The organism is uncultured Escherichia sp. (assembly GCF_948475835.1).
In the GTDB taxonomy this organism is placed as follows: Bacteria; Pseudomonadota; Gammaproteobacteria; order Enterobacterales; family Enterobacteriaceae; genus ECMA0423.
Window position 1 is genome coordinate 1 of sequence record NZ_CAOLGM010000071.1, and the last position, 22,744, is coordinate 22,744.

General features: G+C 48.3%; 22 protein-coding genes, 1 pseudogene and 1 riboswitch. Of the genes and pseudogenes, 6 read left to right on the forward strand and 17 right to left on the reverse strand.

Annotated elements, in window-relative coordinates; translation table 11 throughout:
- The first annotated feature begins 396 nt into the window (after positions 1-396).
- Positions 397-1,296, forward strand: coding sequence for a lipid kinase YegS (yegS, locus tag QZF50_RS14370; RefSeq protein ID WP_000807362.1), 900 nt, complete (start codon positions 397-399; stop codon positions 1,294-1,296).
- Positions 1,297-1,377: 81 nt separating this feature from the next.
- Here yegS and QZF50_RS14375 read toward each other — a convergent pair whose 3' ends face one another.
- The 8 genes from QZF50_RS14375 to fbaB all read right to left on the reverse strand — a co-directional run bounded on the left by QZF50_RS14375 (position 1,378) and on the right by fbaB (position 8,988).
- Entirely contained in the window at positions 1,378-2,151 is a 774-nt protein-coding gene (locus QZF50_RS14375) for a DeoR/GlpR family DNA-binding transcription regulator (protein WP_001295426.1), read from the reverse strand.
- Positions 2,152-2,256: 105 nt separating this feature from the next.
- Positions 2,257-3,297, reverse strand: a complete 1,041-nt coding sequence (gene gatD / locus QZF50_RS14380) for a galactitol-1-phosphate 5-dehydrogenase (RefSeq protein ID WP_000844220.1) — start codon at positions 3,295-3,297, stop codon at positions 2,257-2,259.
- Positions 3,298-3,344: 47 nt separating this feature from the next.
- Positions 3,345-4,700, reverse strand: a complete 1,356-nt coding sequence (locus QZF50_RS14385) for a PTS galactitol transporter subunit IIC (RefSeq protein WP_000490679.1) — start codon at positions 4,698-4,700, stop codon at positions 3,345-3,347.
- 3 nt (positions 4,701-4,703) lie between these two features.
- On the reverse strand, positions 4,704-4,988 hold the full coding sequence (gatB, locus tag QZF50_RS14390; protein ID WP_000823272.1) for a PTS galactitol transporter subunit IIB: 285 nt from the start codon (positions 4,986-4,988) through the stop codon (positions 4,704-4,706).
- Between the two features lie 30 nt (positions 4,989-5,018).
- A complete protein-coding gene (gatA, locus tag QZF50_RS14395; RefSeq protein ID WP_000182914.1) occupies positions 5,019-5,471 on the reverse strand; it encodes a PTS galactitol transporter subunit IIA in 453 nt (150 codons plus the stop codon).
- Between the two features lie 9 nt (positions 5,472-5,480).
- Positions 5,481-6,743 (reverse strand): tagatose-bisphosphate aldolase subunit GatZ, encoded by a 1,263-nt coding sequence (gene gatZ / locus QZF50_RS14400; RefSeq protein WP_001471834.1) that lies wholly within the window; start codon positions 6,741-6,743, stop codon positions 5,481-5,483.
- Between the two features lie 28 nt (positions 6,744-6,771).
- A complete protein-coding gene (gatY, locus tag QZF50_RS14405) occupies positions 6,772-7,626 on the reverse strand; it encodes a tagatose-bisphosphate aldolase subunit GatY (protein ID WP_000289788.1) in 855 nt (284 codons plus the stop codon).
- 309 nt (positions 7,627-7,935) lie between these two features.
- A complete protein-coding gene (fbaB, locus tag QZF50_RS14410) occupies positions 7,936-8,988 on the reverse strand; it encodes a class I fructose-bisphosphate aldolase (protein ID WP_000129551.1) in 1,053 nt (350 codons plus the stop codon).
- Positions 8,989-9,244: 256 nt separating this feature from the next.
- Between fbaB and QZF50_RS14415 the strand changes: the two genes are divergently transcribed.
- Genes QZF50_RS14415 through QZF50_RS14425 form a run of 3 tightly spaced genes read left to right on the forward strand, consistent with a single transcriptional unit; the run spans position 9,245 to position 12,485 of the window.
- Positions 9,245-10,522, forward strand: a complete 1,278-nt coding sequence (locus QZF50_RS14415; RefSeq protein ID WP_000858484.1) for a nucleoside permease — start codon at positions 9,245-9,247, stop codon at positions 10,520-10,522.
- On the forward strand, positions 10,519-11,523 hold the full coding sequence (locus QZF50_RS14420) for an ADP-ribosylglycohydrolase family protein (RefSeq protein ID WP_000846219.1): 1,005 nt from the start codon (positions 10,519-10,521) through the stop codon (positions 11,521-11,523). The genes QZF50_RS14415 and QZF50_RS14420 overlap by 4 nt, the downstream gene beginning before the upstream one ends.
- Entirely contained in the window at positions 11,520-12,485 is a 966-nt protein-coding gene (locus tag QZF50_RS14425; RefSeq protein WP_000011976.1) for a carbohydrate kinase family protein, read from the forward strand. Before QZF50_RS14420 ends, QZF50_RS14425 begins: the two co-directional genes overlap by 4 nt.
- Here QZF50_RS14425 and QZF50_RS14430 read toward each other — a convergent pair.
- The 5 genes from QZF50_RS14430 to rcnR all read right to left on the reverse strand — a co-directional run bounded on the left by QZF50_RS14430 (position 12,459) and on the right by rcnR (position 16,220).
- Positions 12,459-13,205, reverse strand: coding sequence for a GntR family transcriptional regulator (locus QZF50_RS14430; protein WP_000434038.1), 747 nt, complete (start codon positions 13,203-13,205; stop codon positions 12,459-12,461). The two genes, QZF50_RS14425 and QZF50_RS14430, sit on opposite strands and share 27 nt — an antisense overlap.
- A 51-nt stretch (positions 13,206-13,256) precedes the next feature.
- A complete protein-coding gene (locus QZF50_RS14435) occupies positions 13,257-14,075 on the reverse strand; it encodes a glycoside hydrolase family 25 protein (RefSeq protein WP_290388902.1) in 819 nt (272 codons plus the stop codon).
- A 64-nt stretch (positions 14,076-14,139) separates the two neighbouring features.
- Positions 14,140-14,940: a bifunctional hydroxymethylpyrimidine kinase/phosphomethylpyrimidine kinase gene (thiD, locus tag QZF50_RS14440; RefSeq protein WP_000822274.1), complete on the reverse strand. Its 801-nt coding sequence runs from the start codon at positions 14,938-14,940 to the stop codon at positions 14,140-14,142.
- A complete protein-coding gene (gene thiM / locus QZF50_RS14445) occupies positions 14,937-15,725 on the reverse strand; it encodes a hydroxyethylthiazole kinase (RefSeq protein ID WP_001195605.1) in 789 nt (262 codons plus the stop codon). Before thiM ends, thiD begins: the two co-directional genes overlap by 4 nt.
- Before the next feature lie 34 nt (positions 15,726-15,759).
- Positions 15,760-15,856: riboswitch (TPP riboswitch) on the reverse strand.
- A 91-nt stretch (positions 15,857-15,947) separates the two neighbouring features.
- Positions 15,948-16,220 carry a Ni(II)/Co(II)-binding transcriptional repressor RcnR gene (rcnR, locus tag QZF50_RS14450; protein ID WP_000019944.1) on the reverse strand — a complete coding sequence of 91 codons (273 nt, stop codon included), beginning with the start codon at positions 16,218-16,220 and terminating at the stop codon, positions 15,948-15,950.
- A 120-nt stretch (positions 16,221-16,340) separates the two neighbouring features.
- Between rcnR and rcnA the strand changes: the two genes are divergently transcribed.
- Positions 16,341-17,165 (forward strand): nickel/cobalt efflux protein RcnA, encoded by an 825-nt coding sequence (rcnA, locus tag QZF50_RS14455; protein ID WP_001471837.1) that lies wholly within the window; start codon positions 16,341-16,343, stop codon positions 17,163-17,165.
- A gap of 218 nt (positions 17,166-17,383) precedes the next feature.
- On the forward strand, positions 17,384-17,722 hold the full coding sequence (gene rcnB, locus QZF50_RS14460; protein ID WP_000153067.1) for a Ni(II)/Co(II) efflux transporter accessory subunit RcnB: 339 nt from the start codon (positions 17,384-17,386) through the stop codon (positions 17,720-17,722).
- Between the two features lie 81 nt (positions 17,723-17,803).
- Here the strand turns inward: rcnB and QZF50_RS14465 are convergent, their stop codons facing one another.
- The 4 genes and pseudogenes from QZF50_RS14465 to QZF50_RS14480 form a co-directional block, all read right to left on the reverse strand.
- Positions 17,804-18,838: a putative fimbrial-like adhesin protein gene (locus QZF50_RS14465; protein ID WP_000405707.1), complete on the reverse strand. Its 1,035-nt coding sequence runs from the start codon at positions 18,836-18,838 to the stop codon at positions 17,804-17,806.
- Between the two features lie 15 nt (positions 18,839-18,853).
- Positions 18,854-21,334 (reverse strand): annotated as a pseudogene (locus tag QZF50_RS14470) (fimbrial biogenesis outer membrane usher protein).
- A 15-nt stretch (positions 21,335-21,349) separates the two neighbouring features.
- On the reverse strand, positions 21,350-22,024 hold the full coding sequence (locus tag QZF50_RS14475) for a fimbria/pilus periplasmic chaperone (RefSeq protein ID WP_000677398.1): 675 nt from the start codon (positions 22,022-22,024) through the stop codon (positions 21,350-21,352).
- Positions 22,025-22,104: 80 nt separating this feature from the next.
- Positions 22,105-22,647 (reverse strand): fimbrial protein, encoded by a 543-nt coding sequence (locus QZF50_RS14480; protein WP_061892439.1) that lies wholly within the window; start codon positions 22,645-22,647, stop codon positions 22,105-22,107.
- Between the last annotated feature and the right edge of the window lie 97 nt (positions 22,648-22,744).

Sequence of the window (22,744 nt, forward strand, 5' to 3'; positions counted from 1 at the left end):
ATACCAACGACACTCTCTAGTGTTTAAATATAATAATGGCATGATTATTATAATTGAATAGGATTATAATAAATGTTCTGTACAACATTTCCTACATAAGTAGGAATTACGGACATTGAGGCCCTTCAGGGTAACTCCATGGGGGCTTTAATATATTTGGAATAGTATATTTAAGATGCCACTGTTTGGTTGAATATTAGGCATATGCTCTTTTTTGAAATTTATCGGTGGCAGCCGTTAGTATTCGCTGTCCCCATTGCAAGCTCCTGGTGGTAACCACTGAATCCTCCATACTTGAACTGACTTTTTATCCTCCGACTTTCATCCTGTTCTGACTCCACCTTTTGTTTTCTGCTCTACACTATCTACAGACCAATCATAAAGGCACATACGATCATGGCAGAATTTCCCGCCAGCTTACTGATTCTTAATGGCAAAAGTACTGACAATCTACCCTTGCGCGAAGCAATTATGCTGTTGCGTGAGGAAGGAATGACGATCCATGTGCGGGTCACCTGGGAGAAAGGCGATGCCGCACGATATGTAGAGGAGGCCCGGAAGTTGGGCGTCGCAACGGTGATTGCCGGTGGTGGCGATGGCACCATTAATGAAGTTTCTACGGCGTTGATTCAGTGTGAGGGGGATGACATACCCGCGCTGGGAATTTTGCCATTAGGAACCGCCAATGATTTTGCCACCAGTGTAGGGATTCCTGAGGCACTGGATAAGGCGCTGAAACTGGCAATTGCCGGTAACGCCATTGCGATAGATATGGCGCAGGTCAACAAACAAACCTGTTTTATTAATATGGCGACAGGCGGATTTGGGACGCGTATTACCACAGAAACGCCGGAAAAATTAAAAGCCGCGCTGGGTGGCGTCTCTTACATCATTCATGGCTTAATGCGCATGGATACTCTGCAACCGGACCGTTGTGAAATCCGCGGTGAAAACTTTCACTGGCAAGGTGACGCCCTGGTCATTGGTATTGGTAACGGGCGTCAGGCCGGTGGCGGTCAGCAATTGTGTCCGAACGCGTTAATTAACGATGGCTTGCTGCAACTGCGCATTTTTACCGGCGATGAAATTCTTCCGGCTCTCGTATCAACCTTAAAATCTGACGAAGATAACCCGAATATTATCGAAGGCGCTTCGTCGTGGTTTGATATACAAGCCCCACACGAAATCACTTTTAATCTTGATGGCGAACCGTTGAGCGGACAAAACTTTCATATTGAAATACTTCCGGCGGCGTTGCGTTGTCGATTACCACCAGATTGTCCATTATTGCGTTAATCAAACTATTCTCTCTTGAACCAGGGAGAATCCGAAATGCCGGATGCAGTGTAAATACCTTATCCGGCATACAGAACAATACTACACCGTAATTAATTTTACCCGTGTCTTCTGCAATGCCAGTTTATCCACCTCTGATACAGCATCATCGGTAATAATAATGTCAATTTTTTCGATTGGCAGTACCTGATTAAAACCGCGACGGTTAAATTTCGATGAATCGAGAACGGCAATCACTTTATTAGCGGCGGTGACCATCGCACCGCTAATCGAATAACCTTCATTAAAGGTCGTAATACCATTAACCGCATCAATACCATCAGCACCGACAAACATTAAATCGGCATTAATATCCTGCAGGGAACGTTCAGCAATAGATCCATGCATAGATCGCGTTTTATGGCGGACCGTGCCACCGCAGACGACCAGAGTAATGTCTTTATTTTCGGAAAGGGCAAACGCAGCCGGGAGACTGTTGGTAATCACCGTGATATTTTTAGCGGTCATTAATCCTTCGGCGATAAGCATTGTGGTACTTCCGCTGTCGAGAATAACGGTCATCCCTTCATGGATCATTTTGACTGCCGCCTGCGCTATTCTGTTTTTGGGCGCGCTGGCGAGCTGAAATCGCTCTTTAAACCCGACTTCCTGGGTCTCGGTTTCACTATTACCGGACATTATTTTCGCCGCACCGCCATGAAAGCGCGTAACCACGCCTTTTTGTTCGAGAAAGCGCAAATCGGCACGGATTGTCGCTTCCGAGGCAGCAAATACTCCCGCCAGATCCTGAACAAGCACGGTTCCCTGTTCATTCACTAATTGGATGATCTTATTCCTTCGCTCGAATGAATTCATCGTCATTTACCCATATTCAATTGTGGCTAGTGTAAACGAAGGGGGACCATTGGTGAATGATCTGTTTTGCACAATACCGGGCCAGCATCACGCTGGCCCGCGGTTTCATGGAATGAGCAACACTTTGCCCGGCATGGCATTACGAGCGATGTCACGCACCGCCTGGGTGAAGCTTTCAAAGCTTCCACGGTGAGCGATTAATGGCTCCAGGCTTAACTTACGTTCTGTCAGCAACCGGCTCGCCGTTTCCCACTCCTGCCCCGGCCAAGGGCTGGAATAGTTCATCCAACTGCCGATAACCGTCAGCTCTTTACGCAATATTTTGCCAAACGTTGCCGATGTTAAATGCAGATCCTGATGCAACGTGCCCACCAGCGCCAGTTGGGCATGAGGACCGGCAATCTCTACCGCCAGTTCGACAGTTTGCGGTACGCCAGCCGTCTCGAGGATAAGCTGATTAAAACGCAGTTCGCGTAAAACGCTCTGCATTTGCGGCGCGCTCATTTCGCTACTGTTAAATGTTTGCATCGCACCGAAAGATTTTGCCAGTGCCAGTTTTTCTGAGCTAATGTCGATAGCCGTCACACTCTTTGCTCCCAGCGCGACAGCGCACTGAATAGCCAGCAGGCCAATGGTTCCGGCACCAATAATAATAACGTTTTTATTCTCACAACCTTGCGCTAAATGAAAAGCATGCAGACCAACGGTAATCGGCTCAATAAAAGCCCCATCCTCAATAGGCATATCCGTGGGTAGAGCAAAGACATTTTTTCGCTTAACGACAATATATTCAGCAAATCCACCATCACGCCGCGAGCCAATAAAATCATATTTTGCGCACTGGGAATAAAACCCTTTCAGACACTCTGGACAAGTAAAACAGGGTAATAACGGCACACAGGCAACCGCATCGCCAGGGTGTAAATCATCAACACCGGATCCCACCGCATCAATATAGCCGCTAAATTCATGGCCTAACGTTATTGGATAATAATGTGCACCATTTTTAAATATCCTGGGTAAATCGGAACCACATAAGCCCGAGCTGGCAATTTTTACCCGCACCTCATCCTGATGTTTAATTTCAGGAATGACGCTTTCTGCAACGCGCACGATACCATCAGTATCATTCACCACTGATTTCATAAAAACTCCTGATTGTTAAGGGGGATAACCTCCCCCTCAGGTAAAAATTATTCTGCGAGAACGACTTTCTCTTGTTTAATAAAGCCACGCGCTCTACGCCAGGTCATGAAAATACCGGTCAGATAAATTGCACCGATAATAATGAAACCGGGAATATTTTGCGGGGAGAAAACCTGAATCAGTAACCAGGTAATGGGAGAACCGCCCTGATCCATTGAAGCCACCATACCCCCGGCTTTTAACGCCCCAGCATTAGCCGCCAGTTGGGTGTGCAAACCAATAGTTTGCGTCGCGATCCACAGGGTGATGCTCATAATGATGACACCCGAGATTAAGGTGCGGAACAGATTTCCACGATGCACGGCGACCGCCATCGCCACGAAGAAGCCGATGGTGGCAAGATCGCCAAACGGCAGCACCTGATTACCCGGCACACAAACAGCAATTAAAATGGTGAGTGGGATAAAAATCAGGCTTGCCGATACCACCGCCGTATGTCCCAGCAGCAACGCCGGATCAAGGCCAATCAGGAACTCCTGACCGCCGAACTTCGCCTGTAAACGACTACGAGCCTGCTTAGCGATGGGCGTTAAACCATCCATGATGGGTTTAATCACCCGTGGCATTAGCAGCATCACTGCCGCCGTTTTTACCGCCAGCTGCAATACACCTTTGACATCGTAACCCGCGAGGATGCCGATAATCAGCCCCATCACAAAACCCACGGTGACAGGCTCGCCAAATGGACCAAATTTGCGCTGAATATCGTCGGCGCTAAATTTAATTCGGTTAACGCCTGGGATTTTCTCGATGATAGCATCGACCAGCACCGCAATCGGCCCCATATACGCCGACGTACCGTGCGGAATAGCAATACCTTCCAGCTCAAAGAAATTTCGGGTATCGCGGGCAAACCAGTCGCCGAGCTTATAAACAAACGCCGCGTGAATTACCACACCTGCCATCCCTATCATCCATGAACCGGTTGCCAGATGCAGCAACGCGCCGGTGAAGGTCATATGCCAGATATTCCAGATATCAACATTTACCACCCGCGTCATACGGGTCAGTAACATCGCCACGTTAACCAATATCGCAATCGGAATCGCCACCAGCGCAATTTGCGACGCCCAGGTCATTGGTGAAGAGCCCGGCCAGCCGACATCGACCACATGCAGATTCAGGTCGAAATTTTCCGCCATCGCTTTCGCCGCCGGACCAATGGAATCCAGCATTAAGCCAATCACAAGGCCAATGCCAACAAAGCCAATCCCGATATGCAGACCCGCTTTAAAGCAATCGCCTGCCTTCATGCCTAATATTTTAGAAAAAATAATGATGACAATCGGAAGCATCACCGTAGGGCCGAGGTCGAGAATATAACGCATGACTTCTGAAAACATAGGTCACCCCTGTAAGATAGTCAGAATTTTATTTTGTAATGCTTCGATACCGACACCAGAAATAAAAGGCATGCCGTGAACTAACGGAATATCGCCAAAACTACGATCCACTTTGGCAGTGGTGCATATCAAATGCACACCATCCATATAGGTTTCTATTTCATTAACCCGACACTGGATTAATTCAACAGGAATATTATGATTCTGACACAACTCTTTAATTTCTTCCGCCGCCATCGTAGAGGTCGCAACCGCGCCTCCGCAAGCGACAATAATCTTGCGTTTCATAAATAGTCCTTTTTATTGTTACAGAGGGATTTATTCGTCTGAATCTAAAACATACTTTGTGAAGTATTCCTTTAACTGAGTTTCAGGAAGAGTAATTAGTGTCTCGACGATATCGGGCTGTTGTAACTTGCCAAATAAACAGCGTAAAAGTTTCAATTGCTGCTGCGGATTTTCCACAATCAACGCAATAACCAACGACACCTCCACGTCGTTATCATCATCCGCTTGCTGAAAATGAACTTTATTTGTTGGCCTTAACAGATAAATGGCTGACGACTTAGCATGAATCGCCTCACAATGCGGTATAGCAATGGCGTGCTGCTCAAGCATTATCCCGGTAGGGAATTCTGCTTCTCTGGCAATTAATGCCTGTGGCCAGGTATCATAAACCACACCTTTCGCGAGCATCTCATTACCGATATGGGTTAAAACTTCGCTACGATCGACAAAAGAAATTCCGCTACGAACAAACAGGTTAGTCATATACCGTCCTTATTCCGCACAGCCGTAGCGATAGGCGCGCAAAACATCATAAATTTTATCCATAATCAGCTGATGCGGTATTGCTGATAATTCCCCGGACTGAATGCGTTCAAATTGTTTGGGAAGATACTGACTAATCATGCCCAGTGGGATGTCCACGCCTTCAAGATTCACCATCATCGTTTCGACGCTATTTTTAATCCGACTATGCGGCCAGTAATAACGAATACGATCCGACAGGCTGTAACGAATATCCAGTAATGAATCGTTAAAACCCGTACGATAATATTTTTTCCAGTATTGCGGTTCGTCGAGCATCACTTCTTCAATTACCGCCAGGCAACCGCTGCGATTTTCGGGGGCGATAAGTTCCTGCTCAATTTGTGCCAGTGCAAATATCGCCTCGCGTAAAGCAAAGGTTAATGCGGGACCGACTTTCAATATTGCAAAGTGATCGCGGACTAATTCCCAATAAGCCGTCCGGGTCTGGTAATCGGTAGAATGTGCTTCATAAACCATTCGGGTGCTTTCTATCCATTGCGCCAGCGGCTGCGCTTCCTGCGGCTGATAATGGATAATATTGCTGTGATCAAATTCCACGCCCGGCTGCACCACGATGGCAATCACGCGTGTTAACGCCTCTGTCAGCCCACGGGCAATAAAGGCCTTTTGATGCGTACGTAAAGTATTGGCGGCATCTTCAACATGGGTGATGTGTACTGACTGAATGGCGCTGGCCTCACCGCCCGGAACCGGAACTTCGGTGCCAATGACATAGCTCAGTTGCTCACGCTGGCAATCTGTCGCCACACTTTCCGCAGCAAAGCAAAGCACAGCAGCTCGTTCCGCAACCGTTTCTGGTGCTAACGGTATGGGATCCCCCGCGCAGGACATTGACGCATCAAGATGAATTTTACTGAAACCGGCACGAACATATTCCTTTACCAGCTCGACGGATTTTTCCATCGCCGCATCCGCATTTTCTTGCCGCCAGCAGTTTGGCCCCAGATGATCGCCGCCGAGAATAATGCGTTCGCGTGCAAACCCAACTTTATCGGCAATCGTAAAAACAAATTCGCGAAAGTCTGCCGGTGTCATTCCGGTATAACCGCCAAATTGATTGACCTGGTTTGACGTTGCTTCAATCAGCACTTTGCGCGTGCTGTTGCGATCAAATGCCAGCGCCGCTTCGATAACCAACGGATGGGCAGAACAGACTGAACATATGCCGATATGTTCACCAGCTTTATGCCGGGCAATTAACGTTTTCATGTTTTTTCCTTATTAAATGGCAGGTGCGTTATGCCCTGCCCTCGCAGCCACAATCGGCAATCACTTTGCTCACCACATCGCGCATTGCGGATTTAGCCGACTGCAAATAATCCCGGGGATCGGTCGCTTCAGGGTGCTCGGTCAGGTAATTTTTTAACGCCTGCGAGAAGGCATTTTTCAGCTCCGTTGCAACGTTGATTTTGCATATCCCCAGTTTGATGGTTTGCTGAATATCCTTAGTCGATAACCCTGACGCGCCATGCAGCACCAGCGGTAAGTTCACCCACTGGCGAATGTTCTCCAGTCGAGAAAAATCAAGCGCCGGTGCGCTGGCATACATCCCATGAGCCGTGCCGATGGCGACCGCCAGGGAATCAATTCCGGTTGCCTCGGCAAATTCACGCGCCTGAGCGGGGTTGGTATAAAAAGCATCGGCTTCATTGACTTGCACATCATCTTCCTGGCCGCCAAGTTGCCCCAGCTCCGCTTCGACGCTGACATCAAAGCGATGGCAAAAATCCACCACCTCTTTGACCCGTGAAATATTTTGCGCAAAAGGCAAATGCGAGGCGTCAATCATGACTGAGCGCACGCCAGAACGAACCTTCTGAGCGATATCGTCAAATTTCGTGTGATGGTCGAGATGAATTGCCAGTGGATGGTGATATTGCTTCGCCATCGCGCTGACCAGCGCCAACAGATTTTCTGTACCAGCATGAGTAAATGTGCCAGGCGTTCCGGCGATGATGACCGGCGCATGCAGGTTGGCAGCGGTTTCCACCACCACTTGCATCGTTTCGAGATTGTGAATATTGAATGCCGGAACCGCATAACCGCCGCGCTGTGCGTTGTTCAGCATCTGCTTTGTCGATACCACGTACATTTTCATATCCTGTCGTTTGTTTTCGATTTCAAAATATAATGAAATGATTTGTTTTTAAATGTCGAGATAACGATCACAAAAACGACAATGTGAAAATTGTTCGAGGAGTAAAAGGCAAAAAAAAACGGCCTCCCGATAGGGAAGCCGTAGCAAAGTGCGCGTGTTTTTATGCCGGATGCGGTGTAAACATACGTGGCAGTGCTATGTAGGCATGATAAGACGCTTCCGCGTCGCATCAGGCATAGGTTGCCGGATGCAGTGTAAACGCCTTATCCGTCCTACGGGGTGGTGCTGTTCGTATGAGGCGTATCAGGCAATAGTAATTTTGCTATCGAGATAAACGTCCTGCACGGCATTAATCAGTTTCACGCCGTCAGCCATCGATTTCTTGAACGCCTTACGTCCAAGAATCAGCCCCATTCCGCCAGCGCGTTTGTTGATAACCGCAGTACGCACTGCATCACTGAGGTCAGTTTCACCGCCTGCAGCACCGCCGGAGTTTATCAACCCAGCCCGGCCCATATAGCAGTTAGCTAACTGATAACGCACCAGATCAATCGGGTTTTCGCTGGTTAACTTGCTGTACACGCGATCGTCGGTATAACCGTAATTAATCGCTTTATAGCCGCCGTTATTTTCCGCCATTTTTTGTTTGACGATATCTGCGCCGATGGTTGCCGCCAGATGGTTTGCCTGACCGGTCAGGTCGGCGGAAACATGGTAATCAACGCCATCTTTCTTAAAGGCGGAGTTACGCAAATAGGCCCACAGCACTGTCACCATACCCAGCTCGTGCGCACGTTCAAAAGCCGCAGAAATTTCTTCAATCTGGCGACGTGACTCTTCCGAGCCAAAATAGATAGTCGCACCAACCGCAACCGCGCCCATGTTGAACGCCTGCTCCACGCTGGCATACAGCGTTTGATCGTAGGTATTCGGGTAACTTAGCGTCTCGTTGTGATTAAGTTTGACGAGGAATGGAATGCGATGCGCATAACGCCGCGATACCGACGCCAGCACGCCGTAAGTTGACGCCACACAGTTACAGCCCGCTTCGATCGCCAGTTCAACAATGTTTTTCGGGTCAAAGTAGAGCGGGTTAGCAGCAAATGAAGCTCCGGCAGAGTGCTCAACGCCCTGGTCAACCGGCAGAATAGAAAGATATCCTGTGCCAGCCAGACGCCCGGTGTTGTACAACGTCTGCATATTACGTAACACCGCAGGCGGGCGATTATTGTCAATCATCACGCGGTCTACGTAGTCATGTCCGGGGAGATAAAGCTGGTCAGAAGGAATAGTCATACAACGGTGCTGTAAAAGGTTGTCGGCGTCTTTGCCAAGCAACTGCGCAATATCTGTCATTACTATGCTCCCGTAAATTCCGATTGGATATCGGCTATGGATTGTCCTGGCCCGCCTTTTGCGGGCAATCATAATCCTGGTCGTTACGGGCGAGTTTTTCCATCTTTTGGATGTTTTTTCAGCGTTTTCTGTTGGCTCGATTCATCAGAAAAAATGTTAGCGCGGTCAAGTTTTCACCGCAAAGGTATTTAAAAGGTATTATTAAGTGGTATTGTCATCGCGTACCTTACATTACCTGTCATGAAGGAATTAAAAGATGAAAACAACAGCAAAGCTGTCGTTCATGATGTTTGTTGAATGGTTTATCTGGGGCGCGTGGTTTGTGCCATTGTGGTTGTGGTTAAGTAAAAGCGGTTTTAGTGCCGGAGAAATTGGCTGGTCGTATGCCTGTACCGCCATTGCGGCGATCCTGTCGCCAATTCTGGTTGGCTCCATCACTGACCGCTTTTTCTCGGCGCAAAAAGTGCTGGCGGTATTGATGTTCGCAGGCGCGCTGCTGATGTATTTCGCTGCGCAACAGACCACTTTTGCCGGGTTCTTTCCGTTACTGCTGGCTTACTCTCTAACCTATATGCCGACCATTGCGCTGACTAACAGCATCGCTTTTGCCAACGTGCCGGATGTGGAGCGTGATTTCCCGCGCATTCGTGTGATGGGCACTATCGGCTGGATTGCCTCCGGTCTGGCATGTGGTTTCTTGCCGCAAATACTGGGGTATGCCGATATCTCACCGACTAACATCCCGCTGCTGATTACCGCCGGAAGTTCTGCTCTGCTCGGTGTGTTTGCGTTTTTCCTGCCCGACACGCCACCAAAAAGCACCGGCAAAATGGATATTAAAGTCATGCTCGGCCTGGATGCGCTGATCCTGCTGCGCGATAAAAACTTCCTCGTCTTTTTCTTCTGTTCATTCCTGTTTGCGATGCCACTGGCGTTCTATTACATCTTTGCCAACGGTTATCTGACCGAAGTCGGCATGAAAAATGCCACCGGCTGGATGACGCTCGGCCAGTTCTCTGAAATATTCTTTATGCTGGCATTACCGTTTTTCACTAAACGCTTTGGTATCAAAAAGGTATTATTGCTTGGTCTGGTCACCGCTGCGATCCGCTATGGCTTCTTTATTTACGGTAGTGCGGATGAATATTTCACCTACGCGTTACTGTTCCTCGGTATTTTGCTTCACGGCGTAAGTTACGATTTTTACTACGTTACCGCTTACATCTATGTCGATAAAAAAGCCCCCGTGCATATGCGTACCGCCGCGCAGGGGCTGATCACGCTCTGCTGCCAGGGCTTCGGCAGTTTGCTCGGCTATCGTCTTGGCGGTGTGATGATGGAAAAGATGTTCGCTTATCAGGAACCGGTAAACGGACTGACTTTCAACTGGTCCGGGATGTGGACTTTTGGCGCGGTGATGATTGCCATTATCGCCGTGCTGTTCATGATTTTTTTCCGCGAATCCGACAACGAAATTACGGCTATCAAGGTCGATGATCGCGATATTGCGTTGACACAAGGGGAAGTTAAATGAAAACAGAACGTATTCTCGGTGCTCTTTATGGGCAGGCGTTAGGGGATGCGATGGGGATGCCCTCCGAGCTTTGGCCACGCAGCCGCGTTAAAGCACACTTTGGCTGGATTGACCGTTTTCTTCCTGGACCAAAGGAGAATAACGCGGCCTGTTATTTTAACCGCGCCGAATTCACCGACGATACCTCGATGGCGCTGTGTCTGGCGGATGCGTTACTGGAACGTGAAGGCAAGATCGATCCGGATCTGATTGGGCGTAATATTCTCGACTGGGCGCTGCGTTTCGACGCCTTTAACAAAAACGTACTAGGTCCGACCTCGAAGATTGCGCTTAACGCCATTCGCGACGGTAAACCCGTTGCTGAACTGGAAAACAACGGCGTGACCAACGGCGCAGCGATGCGCGTCTCGCCATTAGGTTGTTTGCTTCCGGCGCGTGATGTTGATTCCTTTATTGATGATGTAGCGCTGGCGTCCAGCCCGACCCATAAATCCGATCTGGCGGTTGCAGGCGCGGTAGTCATCGCATGGGCGATTTCTCGTGCCATTGACGGAGAAAGCTGGTCAGCGATTGTTGATTCACTGCCTTCAATTGCGCGACATGCCCAGCAAAAACGCACCACCACGTTCAGCGCCTCACTGGCGGCGCGGCTGGAGATTGCGCTGAAAATTGTGCGCAATGCCGACGGCACCGAATCCGCCAGCGAACAGCTTTACCAGGTCGTTGGCGCAGGTACCAGCACTATTGAGTCCGTTCCGTGCGCCATTGCGCTGGTTGAACTGGCACAAACCGACCCGAATCGCTGCGCCGTCCTGTGCGCTAACCTTGGCGGCGACACAGACACCATCGGTGCTATGGCGACGGCAATTTGCGGCGCGTTGCATGGCGTTAACGCTATCGATCCTGCGTTAAAGGCGGAACTGGATGCGGTAAATCAGCTTGATTTCAACCGCTATGCCACAGCGTTGGCGAAATATCGTCAACAACGGGAGGTGGTATGAGCGGCGCTCGATTACACACGCTGCTGCCTGAATTAACCACGCGTCAGCCGGTGATGGTCGTCGGCGCGGCGGTCATTGACGTGATCGCCGACGCTTATGCCCTCCCCTGGCGTGGGTGCGATATCGAACTGAAACAGCAGAGCGTTAACGTTGGCGGCTGCGCACTGAATATTGCCGTGGCGTTAAAGCGCCTCGGCATCGAAGCGGGTAATGCCTTGCCGCTCGGTCAGGGCGTGTGGGCGGAGATTATTCGCAACCGGATGGCAAAAGAGGGCTTAATCAGCCTGATCGATAACGCCGAAGGTGATAACGGCTGGTGTCTGGCGCTGGTTGAGCCGGATGGCGAACGCACTTTTATGTCATTCAGCGGTGTGGAAAATCAGTGGAATCGCCAGTGGCTGGCGCGATTAACCGTTGCGCCTGGCAGCCTGCTCTATTTTTCCGGTTATCAACTGGCCTCGCCCTGCGGCGAATTGTTAGTGGAATGGCTGGAAGAGCTGCAAGACGTGACGCCGTTTATCGATTTTGGCCCACGTATTGGCGATATCCCGGATGCATTACTGGCGCGGATCATGGCCTGTCGACCTTTAGTGTCGCTCAATCGTCAAGAGGCTGAGATTGCCGCCGAACGTTTTGCTTTATCCGCAGAGATAACAACACTTGGCAAGCAATGGCAGGAGAAATTTGCCGCGCCGTTGATCGTTCGTCTCGATAAAGAGGGTGCATGGTATTTCAGCAACGACGCTTCTGGCTGCATTCCGGCATTTCCAACGCAAGTTGTAGACACCATTGGGGCGGGCGACAGTCATGCAGGTGGCGTACTTGCCGGGCTGGCCTCTGGTCTGCCACTGGCGGATGCCGTATTACTGGGCAATGCAGTGGCGTCGTGGGTTGTCGGGCATCGGGGCGGTGATTGTGCGCCAACGCGCGAGGAACTACTCCTCGCACACAAAAACGTATAGATCGCTGCGACAGTGGCTAATGCTGTACTCAATAGGCCGTTGCTGTTGGTCAAGCGCCACTTGCTTGATCACCAGCACCGGTATTTTGCTATCTAACTGAATATGTGACTGAAACTCGGCATCCGGCATCCGGGCGCTAACGCGGGAACGCGTACGTTGTGGGTAAATGTGCTGGCTGCGGAAATAGTCATAAAGTGAAATCCCGATGGCATCAACATCATGAATTAAATGCGCCGGAACCCACGATTCCTCAATCGATACCGCTTCTTCATCGACATAGCGAATACGCTTAAGCAAAAAGACATCACTTCCTGCTTCGACCGCCAGCTGCTGCGCGACTTCTTCGGGACATTTCACGACACGCTTGTTAACCCATAGCGTATCGGGCTTTTTCCCGCGCAATACCACCTGCTGAGAAAAACCTCGCGCTTCTTTCAACGAGTATTCGAAGATGTTGTTGATCTGCGTGCCGTAACCGCGCGAACGCGTCACCACACCCTCTTCTTCCAGCGCCTGCATCGCCTTGCGCACCGTAATGCGCGAAACGCCGGTTAACTGACTTAAATCACGCTCACCGGGCAAAATATTGCCATGCTCCAGCACCCCGCTGCGCACGGCATTTTTTACCGTTTCGGCAAACTTAATATAAAGCGGCGTGTTATCCGCCGCTAAAATACGCTCGTTCAGTTGGGCAATCAGCTGGGTATGCGCTTGTTCCATTTGTCTTTTTCCTGCCGGGGAGTCTGGTGGGAGTATATCACTGCTTCTTATTTAAGGCGTTTCTTTAATCCCATCAACGAATGCCTGCAACTCCTCCACCGTGCCATGAAATACATTAAAATCCACCGGACCATTGATGCCATCTACCTGTCCACGGTCGGAATGCTGCCAGAAGCGCCAGGCCATGCCGTCATTGTCCGGACGACGTTGATAATAGTGAGCCACCCACCACGGATATTCATTGAAATAGCCCGCCAGATTGGTGTGATAAAAAACGGCTCCTGAGTAAATAATCGGCTTTTTTCCCGTACTTTTTTCGACCATTTTTAGCCACTGACTTACTCGTTTGCGTAATTCTTTTGCCGATAATTTTCCCCGTTCTTCTACGTCCAGTACCGCAGGGAAATCGCCTTGTGAGAAATCCACCGTTTGCAGAAATAATCGTGCCTGAACCGGCGCTGCTACCGACGGGGAGAAATAATGATACGCCCCGCGCAGCAGACCATTTTCGCGGCTTAGTTGCCAGTTACGCGAAAAATACGGGTCCACCAGCTTTTCGCCTTCCGTCGCCTTAATAAACGCAAACTGTAAGCGGATACCGTTGTCGCGCATTTTTGCCACCCGCTGCCAGTCGATCCGCTCCTGCCAGCGAGAAACATCTATTCCGTGAAGGGTGTAACTGGCAGGAATGCGAATAGCGAAAGATTTAACCGGGCGATAACCGTAGAAATGGATGTAGTCTGTAATCTGAACTGCTGTCGAATAGAAAAAATTCACCGTCTGACGCGGATAAATTGCAACGATGGAAATTAGCCCAAGAGCGCATAATAGAGAGGTGAGTTTTTTTCGACTGGTAATTCTTAGCTGCATTGGTTTCATCCCTGAATGTCAGTGCCAAAGGCTGACAATAACCAAAGCAGCTATAGTACGGTGCTCACCACCAGGCGTGGAAGTGGTGAACCGGACCAATACCGTGACCAACTTCCAGCGTGTCGGCCTGGGCTAATGCTGATGAAAGCCAGCTTTTTGCCTCCTGTACGGTGTCAGCCCAGTTTGTATGGCGCGGGCGTAGTGCAGCCAACGCCGCAGAGAGCGTACAACCAGTGCCGTGGGTGTTTTTGGTCATAATGCGCGGTGCGGTAAACCGTTGTTCACCCTCGCGGGTAAACAGCCAGTCCGGGCTTTGCTCATCATCCAGATGACCACCTTTCATTAGCACTGCGCCACAGCCCATCGCCAACAGCGATCGCCCTTGTTCCAGCATTTCCTGTTCGGTGCGCGCGTGTGGCGCGTCGAGCAAGGCGGCAGCTTCGGGCAAGTTTGGCGTTATTAATGAAACCTGTGGCAATAATCGACTGCGCAGCGTAGCAACCGCCGAAGGTGAAAGCAGCGGGTCGCCGCTTTTTGCCAGCATAACGGTGTCGAGTACCACGTTTTGGATCTGATAACGTTGCAACCGTTCTGCCACCGCTTCAACAATATCGGTTTCCGCCAACATACCGATTTTAGTGGTGTCGATTCGCACATCGCTGAACACCGAATCGAGCTGGGCGGCGACAAAATCAGGCTCAATGCGATACACCGACTGTACGCCACGGGTATTTTGCGCCACCAGTGCAGTAATAACTGAGCAACCATAAGCGCCAAGTGCCGAGAAGGTTTTAAGATCGGCCTGAATCCCCGCACCACCACTGGGATCAGTACCGGCAATCGTCAGAGCGTTAATTCGTTTCATGCCTGCACCTCCTGCGTCAATTGCCAGAGCGCATCAAGGAAATGTGGAACAAAACTGCCTGGCCCCTCGCTTCTGGCGACTGCGCGCTCTCCGGCTTGTTTCATCCAGTGACAGGCAGATGCGACATTTTCCAGCGTATCGCCTGGTAACGCACAGCAGGCAGCGACAACCGCCGATAATGCACAGCCAGTTCCTACCACTTTGGTCATTAACGGATCGCCACCGTGAATGCCAACGGCGCGATGGCCATCGGTAACATAATCCACCTCGCCAGTGACCACGACGATTGCGCCAGTTTCCCGTGCCAGTGTTTGTGCAGCGGGTATCGCGTTAGCTGCGGCGTCAGTGGTATCCACTCCCCGTCCACCATTAGCAATGCCAGCTAATGCCATGATTTCCGAAGCATTACCACGTATCGCTGCCGGTTTAAAAGATAAAAGTTCATGACAAAAATGGCGGCGATAATCGAGCGCACCAACCGCTACTGGATCAAGCGTCCAGGGTGTTTGAGAGCTTTTTGCTTGCTCAACGGCAGCACGCATCGCCTGTGCGCGTGGCTGCGTCAGTGTGCCAACGTTAATCAACAAGGCACTGGCGATAGCCGCAAACTGACTGGCCTCTTCGGTTTCGATAACCATCGCTGGCGATGCACCGAGCGCCAGCAAGGTATTGGCGGTAAAGGTTTGCACCACATCGTTGGTCATGCAGTGCACAAGAGGGGAATGTTGGTGAAAAAGGTGTAACGCGTGCGCAGATTGCGCTGAACTCAGCAGGTCGACTTGCATAGTTTGCTCCTGCCATAACGTGAAGAAGCAATGACCTGGTGGTCCGTGACTTCCCTACGCTGGCATTATCCAGATCAGGTGATACGGGTATTTCTCAGCCTTCACGCAGAAGGGCACCCCGAGTCGTTTGGTTGCGATGATAAATCGCAGAGGAGGATGGTAATGTCCAGCGCACGCGTTGTAAACGAGGAAAAACGGCAGTTTTACAATCGCGTTAATAAATTATTTGATATATGAATCCAGCACCTTCAGAACGACATCCAGATCTTCTTCACGTTTTAGCTCATCCCCCTGGTGAACGATGTGTTCCGTCAGATGACCTTTAATCACTTCCCGCATCAGACCGTTTACCGCGCCACGGATAGCAGCAATCTGTTGTAAAACTGCAGCGCATTCGTGCGGCTCGTCGAGCATTTTCTTGAGCGCCACGACCTGACCCTGAATCTTACTGGCACGCGCTTTCAGTTTCTGTTTATCACGGATTGTATGAGACATGGCAACACCTTGTTAACAAGAACATGAAAAATCATAGCACTATTAATCTACTGGGGGGTAGTATCAGGTACTGGGGGGGAGTAGAATCAGATTGCCGAATTAATACTAAGAATTATTATCATGACCGAATTTACAACTCTTCTTCAGCAAGGAAACGCCTGGTTCTTCATCCCCAGCGCCATCTTACTTGGTGCGCTTCATGGCCTGGAACCAGGGCACTCAAAAACGATGATGGCGGCGTTTATCATCGCCATCAAAGGCACCATTAAACAGGCGGTGATGCTCGGACTGGCAGCAACTATTTCGCATACCGCAGTGGTCTGGTTGATTGCCTTTGGCGGGATGGTGGTCAGCAAGCGCTTTACTGCTCAATCAGCAGAACCGTGGCTCCAGCTGATTTCCGCAGTGATCATTATTGGCACCGCGTTCTGGATGTTCTGGCGTACCTGGCGCGGCGAACGCAACTGGCTGGAGAATATGCACGAGTATGATCATGAACATCATCACCACGATCACGAAGATCACCACGACCATGGACATCATCACCATCACGAACATGGCGAGTATCAGGATGCCCATGCACGAGCCCATGCCAATGACATTAAACGACGCTTTGATGGTAGAGAGGTCACCAACTGGCAAATTTTGTTATTTGGCTTAACCGGTGGCCTTATCCCCTGCCCGGCAGCAATTACCGTGCTGTTGATATGCATTCAGTTGAAAGCCCTGACACTGGGCGCAACACTGGTCGTCAGTTTCAGCATTGGCCTGGCGTTAACGCTTATCACCGTAGGCGTTGGCGCAGCAATCAGCGTTCAGCAGGTCGCAAAACGCTGGAGCGGATTTAACACTCTCGCTAAACGCGCCCCCTATTTTTCCAGTCTGTTGATTGGCTTAGTTGGTGTGTATATGGGCGTACATGGCTTCATGGGCATAATGCGATAACTCAATCCTTTAGGCTTGCATGTTATCTTCAGCCCAGGATGATTCTTAAATCAGCTATTTCCGCTGACTCTCTGCTCGCTAAGGATGCTTTTAGGGCATCCTTTCATTTACACTTTTTACGAAATCATGGGATCACTAACAAAATATCGCTTGTCAGTTATATTGTATGGCAGGAAAGATATGCGACTGATATTACAGATCCCCAAAGTGGAGAGTTTATGACCATTAAAAATAAGATGTTGCTGGGTGCGCTTTTGCTGGTTACCAGTGCCGCCTGGGCCGCACCAGCCACCGCGGGTTCGACCAATACCTCGGGAATTTCTAAGTATGAGTTAAGCAGTTTCATTGCTGACTTTAAGCATTTCAAACCAGGCGATACCGTCCCAGAGATGTACCGCACCGATGAGTACAACATTAAGCAGTGGCAGTTACGTAACCTGCCCGCGCCTGATGCCGGGACGCACTGGACCTATATGGGTGGCGCGTACGTGTTGATCAGCGACACCGACGGTAAAATCATTAAAGCCTACGACGGTGAGATTTTTTATCATCGCTAAAAAAAGCCCCCTCATCATGAGGGGGAAATGCAGACACCTTGTTATTTTTTATTATTAGCCACTTGCTCGTCTTGCTTGTTATTAGTCGTATTTCACGTTGATTAATGCGGTTGCCTCCAGTGCGCCAGATTTAATTTTATTTGTATCGTAGACGTAGTAACTGGCAGTTATCGGAATTGAAACCGTTGTATCTGTAAGTTTTGACTTCGCCGCAACTTCCTTTAAATTTGTATATCCTTTACTGCTGTTAGTGATATTTAAAAGTGTGACTGGCGAACCATTACTTTCAAGAATAAATCCTACGCCATTATCTTCCGCACCTTTCAGTATTGTGTTGCTGTTGGTTAACAAGTCAGAACTTGATAAATACACCTGCATTTTCCGTGATGTTTGATTTTGTTGACCTAATAAATTTTTACAACGCAGAATAATATCCTCTTTTTTACTATTTATTGTTGCTTTGTTACCTGTGGCTGGTAATTGTGAAACGGGAATACTGTCTAAAGTAATTAATAAATCATCCGGTTTGCAGGTTGTGGTTATCGGGTTGTATGACAATGTCAGATTAAAGGAATAGACACCTGCATTTTGTGCCAATGCATTTCTGTAGCTATTTACACATGCATCCCATGACTTGCCACCTAATAAACACAGTAGAAATTGTACTGCGGCACTCCCGCGTGTCGATGATGAAGCACTGGATAATGTCGCAACACCATTAATCATCACTGAACCGCCGCCCCCCGCAGAAACATTCACTTTTGCATTACTGGCCGCAGGTGTCACCGTAACTGAATAACCACTGGTGAAACTGGTCTGATTATTTGACAACGTGATGTTGTTTTTATTGGTCCATTCAAAATGTAAATTTAATTTTATGGTATCGTTATAAAGTCCAACAATAATATCCGACGGGCTCATAGGGGTGATAGTATTTGTACTTACGCATGACGAATCATTAAAATTATGCTCATATGTCGCCATTTGTGTTTGAGTAAGTGCAAAATCCCCCTGAACAACCAAGTTGTGCTGAACAGATAACTCACTATAACATGCCGCATAGCTCACAGGCATAACCATCATCATTAATATAAATAGCATTATGCGAATTTCCATAGAACCACCTGACTATTACTGGCAAATATAATTTCTACTTTCATCAATCTCTTTACCGAAGGTGATTGTGCATGAAAGTCCTTGTTGCTTATCAATTGCCACATTAACCGATGGCGGTACTTCATTGGTGCGAATAAATAACTGGCTTCCCTGACCGACAACGCCAATATTATGACCATGGATATCATTGACTTCATAACCAAACATTAATGGTTGACCATCCGCTCTTAACGCTTTAATAAACCAGGGCTTGCGCTGATCGGTATCAAAATTAACCAGTACAACCGCGCCGCGATAAGGGGCGGCAATTTTCCGGTTGCCACGTAATTCTGCTTCGCTATCGCTTTGCGACACATCCAGCATCAGGTGATTTTCCCGATAAGGTGTCATTCCGTCGTATACCACCACTCCATTACGGTTTGTTGTGCGATATTTTTGCCCATTGACATAAGCATCTTTAATTCCTGGCGCATTCATCACAGCAAACGTTTCGGAAAGACGGTTCGCCAGATTAACGCCCCCCGACTAGGCGACAATGCCCCCTGAAACACTGGCTCCAGCCTGTCGATAAGTACTCGACTGACTATAACTGCCATTCACTGTCGCAACCGGCGCGTTCCAGGTCAAATTCGCCCCAGCTGTCGTTTCATTTCCCTGATTCTGATAACTCAGGTTGACCCCATAGTTAAACTGATCCCGGCTTCCAACGGTTCCTGATAATCCCGTATTATTTGAGGCAAACCCCTGATCATCAAACGTCGTTGAGTTAGACATATATATTTGCCGACGAGGCGTCGTAACGTCATCACCCCAATCAAAGGGAATCGATATAAAAATATTAAAACGTTTCTCTTCATGATGATTCTCGTCATACGCCTGGCTTGCCGCGAGGATATAGCTTATCCGCCGCCAGTTATTGGAATAACTCAACTGATAATCCTTACTGCTGCCGCTACGCCCCCAGTAATCTCGCCATAACGTACTTAAGGACACAGACCCCCAGCCTTCTGGCAATGACTGGCTCATATTGGCAGAGAAGCTATTTTTACGGCCAAAATCGTTCTGGTAATAATCGGCAATGTCATAGACATCGTTTTCATCACGGCGATAATTATCTTTATTGTTTGCCCAAACGTGATCATTAAATGTCCGGTAATCACGCGATGAATAACGCCAGGCCGCCAGACCAAAACGCGTCGACGTTTGGCTCACAAATTTGTTGTAGGCAATTTGATAACTTTGCCCGTCAAACACATCGCCGTTGTCTTGTTTACTATGCGACTTCGTGGCATCGACGGAAATGGCACCAATGCGTGTATTCCAGCCAGTCCCCAAAGTAAACGCGTAATAATTATTCGCGACCATCGAGCCACCATACAGCGTCAATAAATTATTAAAACCATACTGATAACCCGCCTGGACAAAATCACTTTGTTTGCTCGCCCCTTCAATATGGCTACGACCCGCCGCAAAATCATATTTCGATACGCCGGGTTGCAGCATATTTGGCACTGCTGCATAAGGCACCAGATAGGTGGTTACCGAGCCGTCCGCCTCTTTCACGCTGACATCAAGATCTGCTCCACCACCGGCCAACTGCAAATCTGTAATCGCGAACGGGCCAGGAGGAACCTCTTTCTGATAAACCACAAAACCGTTCTGTTCAATAGTTACCAGCGCATTACTCTGAGCAATCCCCTGCACCCGTGGCGTAACATTTTGTTTCGAGTTAGGCAACATCTGCATATCACGAAACAACCGCACACCGCTGAAGCGAACAGAATCAAAAATATCGCTTGATGTGTACATATCACCCACGCGAAGCGTGCCGAGAAGTTGGGCAAATCCACGTTCCAGATACAGGGTATTGCTTTTCCACACCCCTGGATTGTTATTTGTTTTACTGAAACTGGCATCAGAATGCAGTTGCCACCCCAGTAAATTTAACCCGCTGTTAAAACGTACATATGTACTCTTACTATTACCCGACGCTTTATAGTCACTGTAATACTGACTCACATAATAAGAGGTATAAAACGCATTAATACCCCGCTCCCAGTTTTCCGGTGGAACATAGCCACTTTCCAGTTCTTCCACCCAGGCCTGCGGGACACTGAAATCGAGACGAAAAACCCCGATATCCCAGGTATAGCTCCCACCCTGAACAAGTTGCTCAAATGTTAAACATTGCTTACCGCTGGCGAAGTTATCGCTATTAATGCCTAACCGCTTGATAACTTCTATTGATAAACATGTTTCTTGCGGGTTGTCTTTAACAATAATCTCATATTTCCCGCGCCATTGCTTATTGACATAAATATCGATGTCATACTGCCCCGGTAAGGGTTGATTATCATCAAGACGAATATTTGCAACCTGCTGGTCTTTCATTCCACTTATCATAAAATGGGTATCAAAGGTTTCTTCAGCTGCATAAGCTTCAATGCCGAGCAATAACGCTACGATTGCTGATGCAAGTGGGGTCATTCTCAACATAGGCAGCTCCTGCAATTAAATTTTGTCACTAATATAGTTGCCGTGGTCATCGATAATGGTCAGATACCAGTTATTTGCATTATTACTTTTGACATTAACACTCTGACTTTCTAAGGGGGCAATCATTATAGTTTCATAATTGACTTTGACATTATTAGCTTTGACATCCGAAATCGTCACCCAATTAGCTGAGTCATTTTTTATCACCAATCCATTGCCACTGCGACTTACCAGTAACTTTTTAAAGGTCGCTTTATTTACCGGAGCAATACCCGCCGGGCGGTAAAACAATTTGATTCTGTTTTGCATCGCAAACTTCAGTGCATTCTTACCTTCTTGTTCTGGACTATTTGGTGGAATATCCAGAACATTCAGATAAAAAATGCTTTCTTTATTAGTGGGCAGTTTATTCGGCATAATTTTGATTTTTACTTGCTGCCCGGAATTTGCCCCTATTTTTGCCACTGGTGGCGTTAACATGAAAGGAACCTGAATTTTTTCTGGTGGTAACGACGTATCGCCATCATCAATCCACGCCTGCAGCAGCGAAGAACGGTTTCCCTGGTTCATCAACTGCACCATAACTTCTTTATTTTCTGCCGGGTAAATAATGCGCGTCCCGTAGATAACAATTCCGGCATGTGCAGGAAGGACCATAGAAAAAATGAGTAAAGATAATAATCCTTTCATCTTAATGCCTCTTAAATTAAAAAGCCGCCATGGGGATAGCGGCCATGTTTATTACCTGGAGAAACTTGCAATTTTATTTATTAATCCTGCGCCACACGCATAACCAGAGAAGATAACACATCACCTGATTGCACTGAGTTATCTGTCAGTTTCAGGTATTTTGCTTTAAACGGAACAGCATATTGACCTTCCGCTGTTTTATAACTCTCAATGTTAAAAGGTGCAGAAACATCCAGGACATCGCTGTTATCACCTAAATAGAGATAGTAACCCACGGTATCGTTGCTACTGGCTATCGCCTTATCGTTACCGGTTATTTTATCGTTGGTAATCAACGAGAGTTTTACACCAGCAACTTCTTTCGGGCAGCTAATTTTTAACATGCTGCTGGTTACACCGACTGCATCATCATAGGTAGAATATTTAGCTTTACCTTCAAAGACAGTGGTTGGTACAGTCGGCATATTAATACTTACTGAATCACCACCCGCTTCGAATTTACACGGAGATTCTGCAATATTCCCCTTAATAGTTAATGTTCCGGTATCAACGTCTGCAGCAAATACTCCAGCGCTCATAAAAAAAGAAGAAAAGACAGCGGCAGCAATAATTGAACGTTTCATAATATGTTCCTTAATAAAATTTATTTTTGGTTGTTAAGAGTCTGTATCTCTTGGAAACAAATTTCTCACATCAAAAAAGTTGCCGCAATGTAAACAC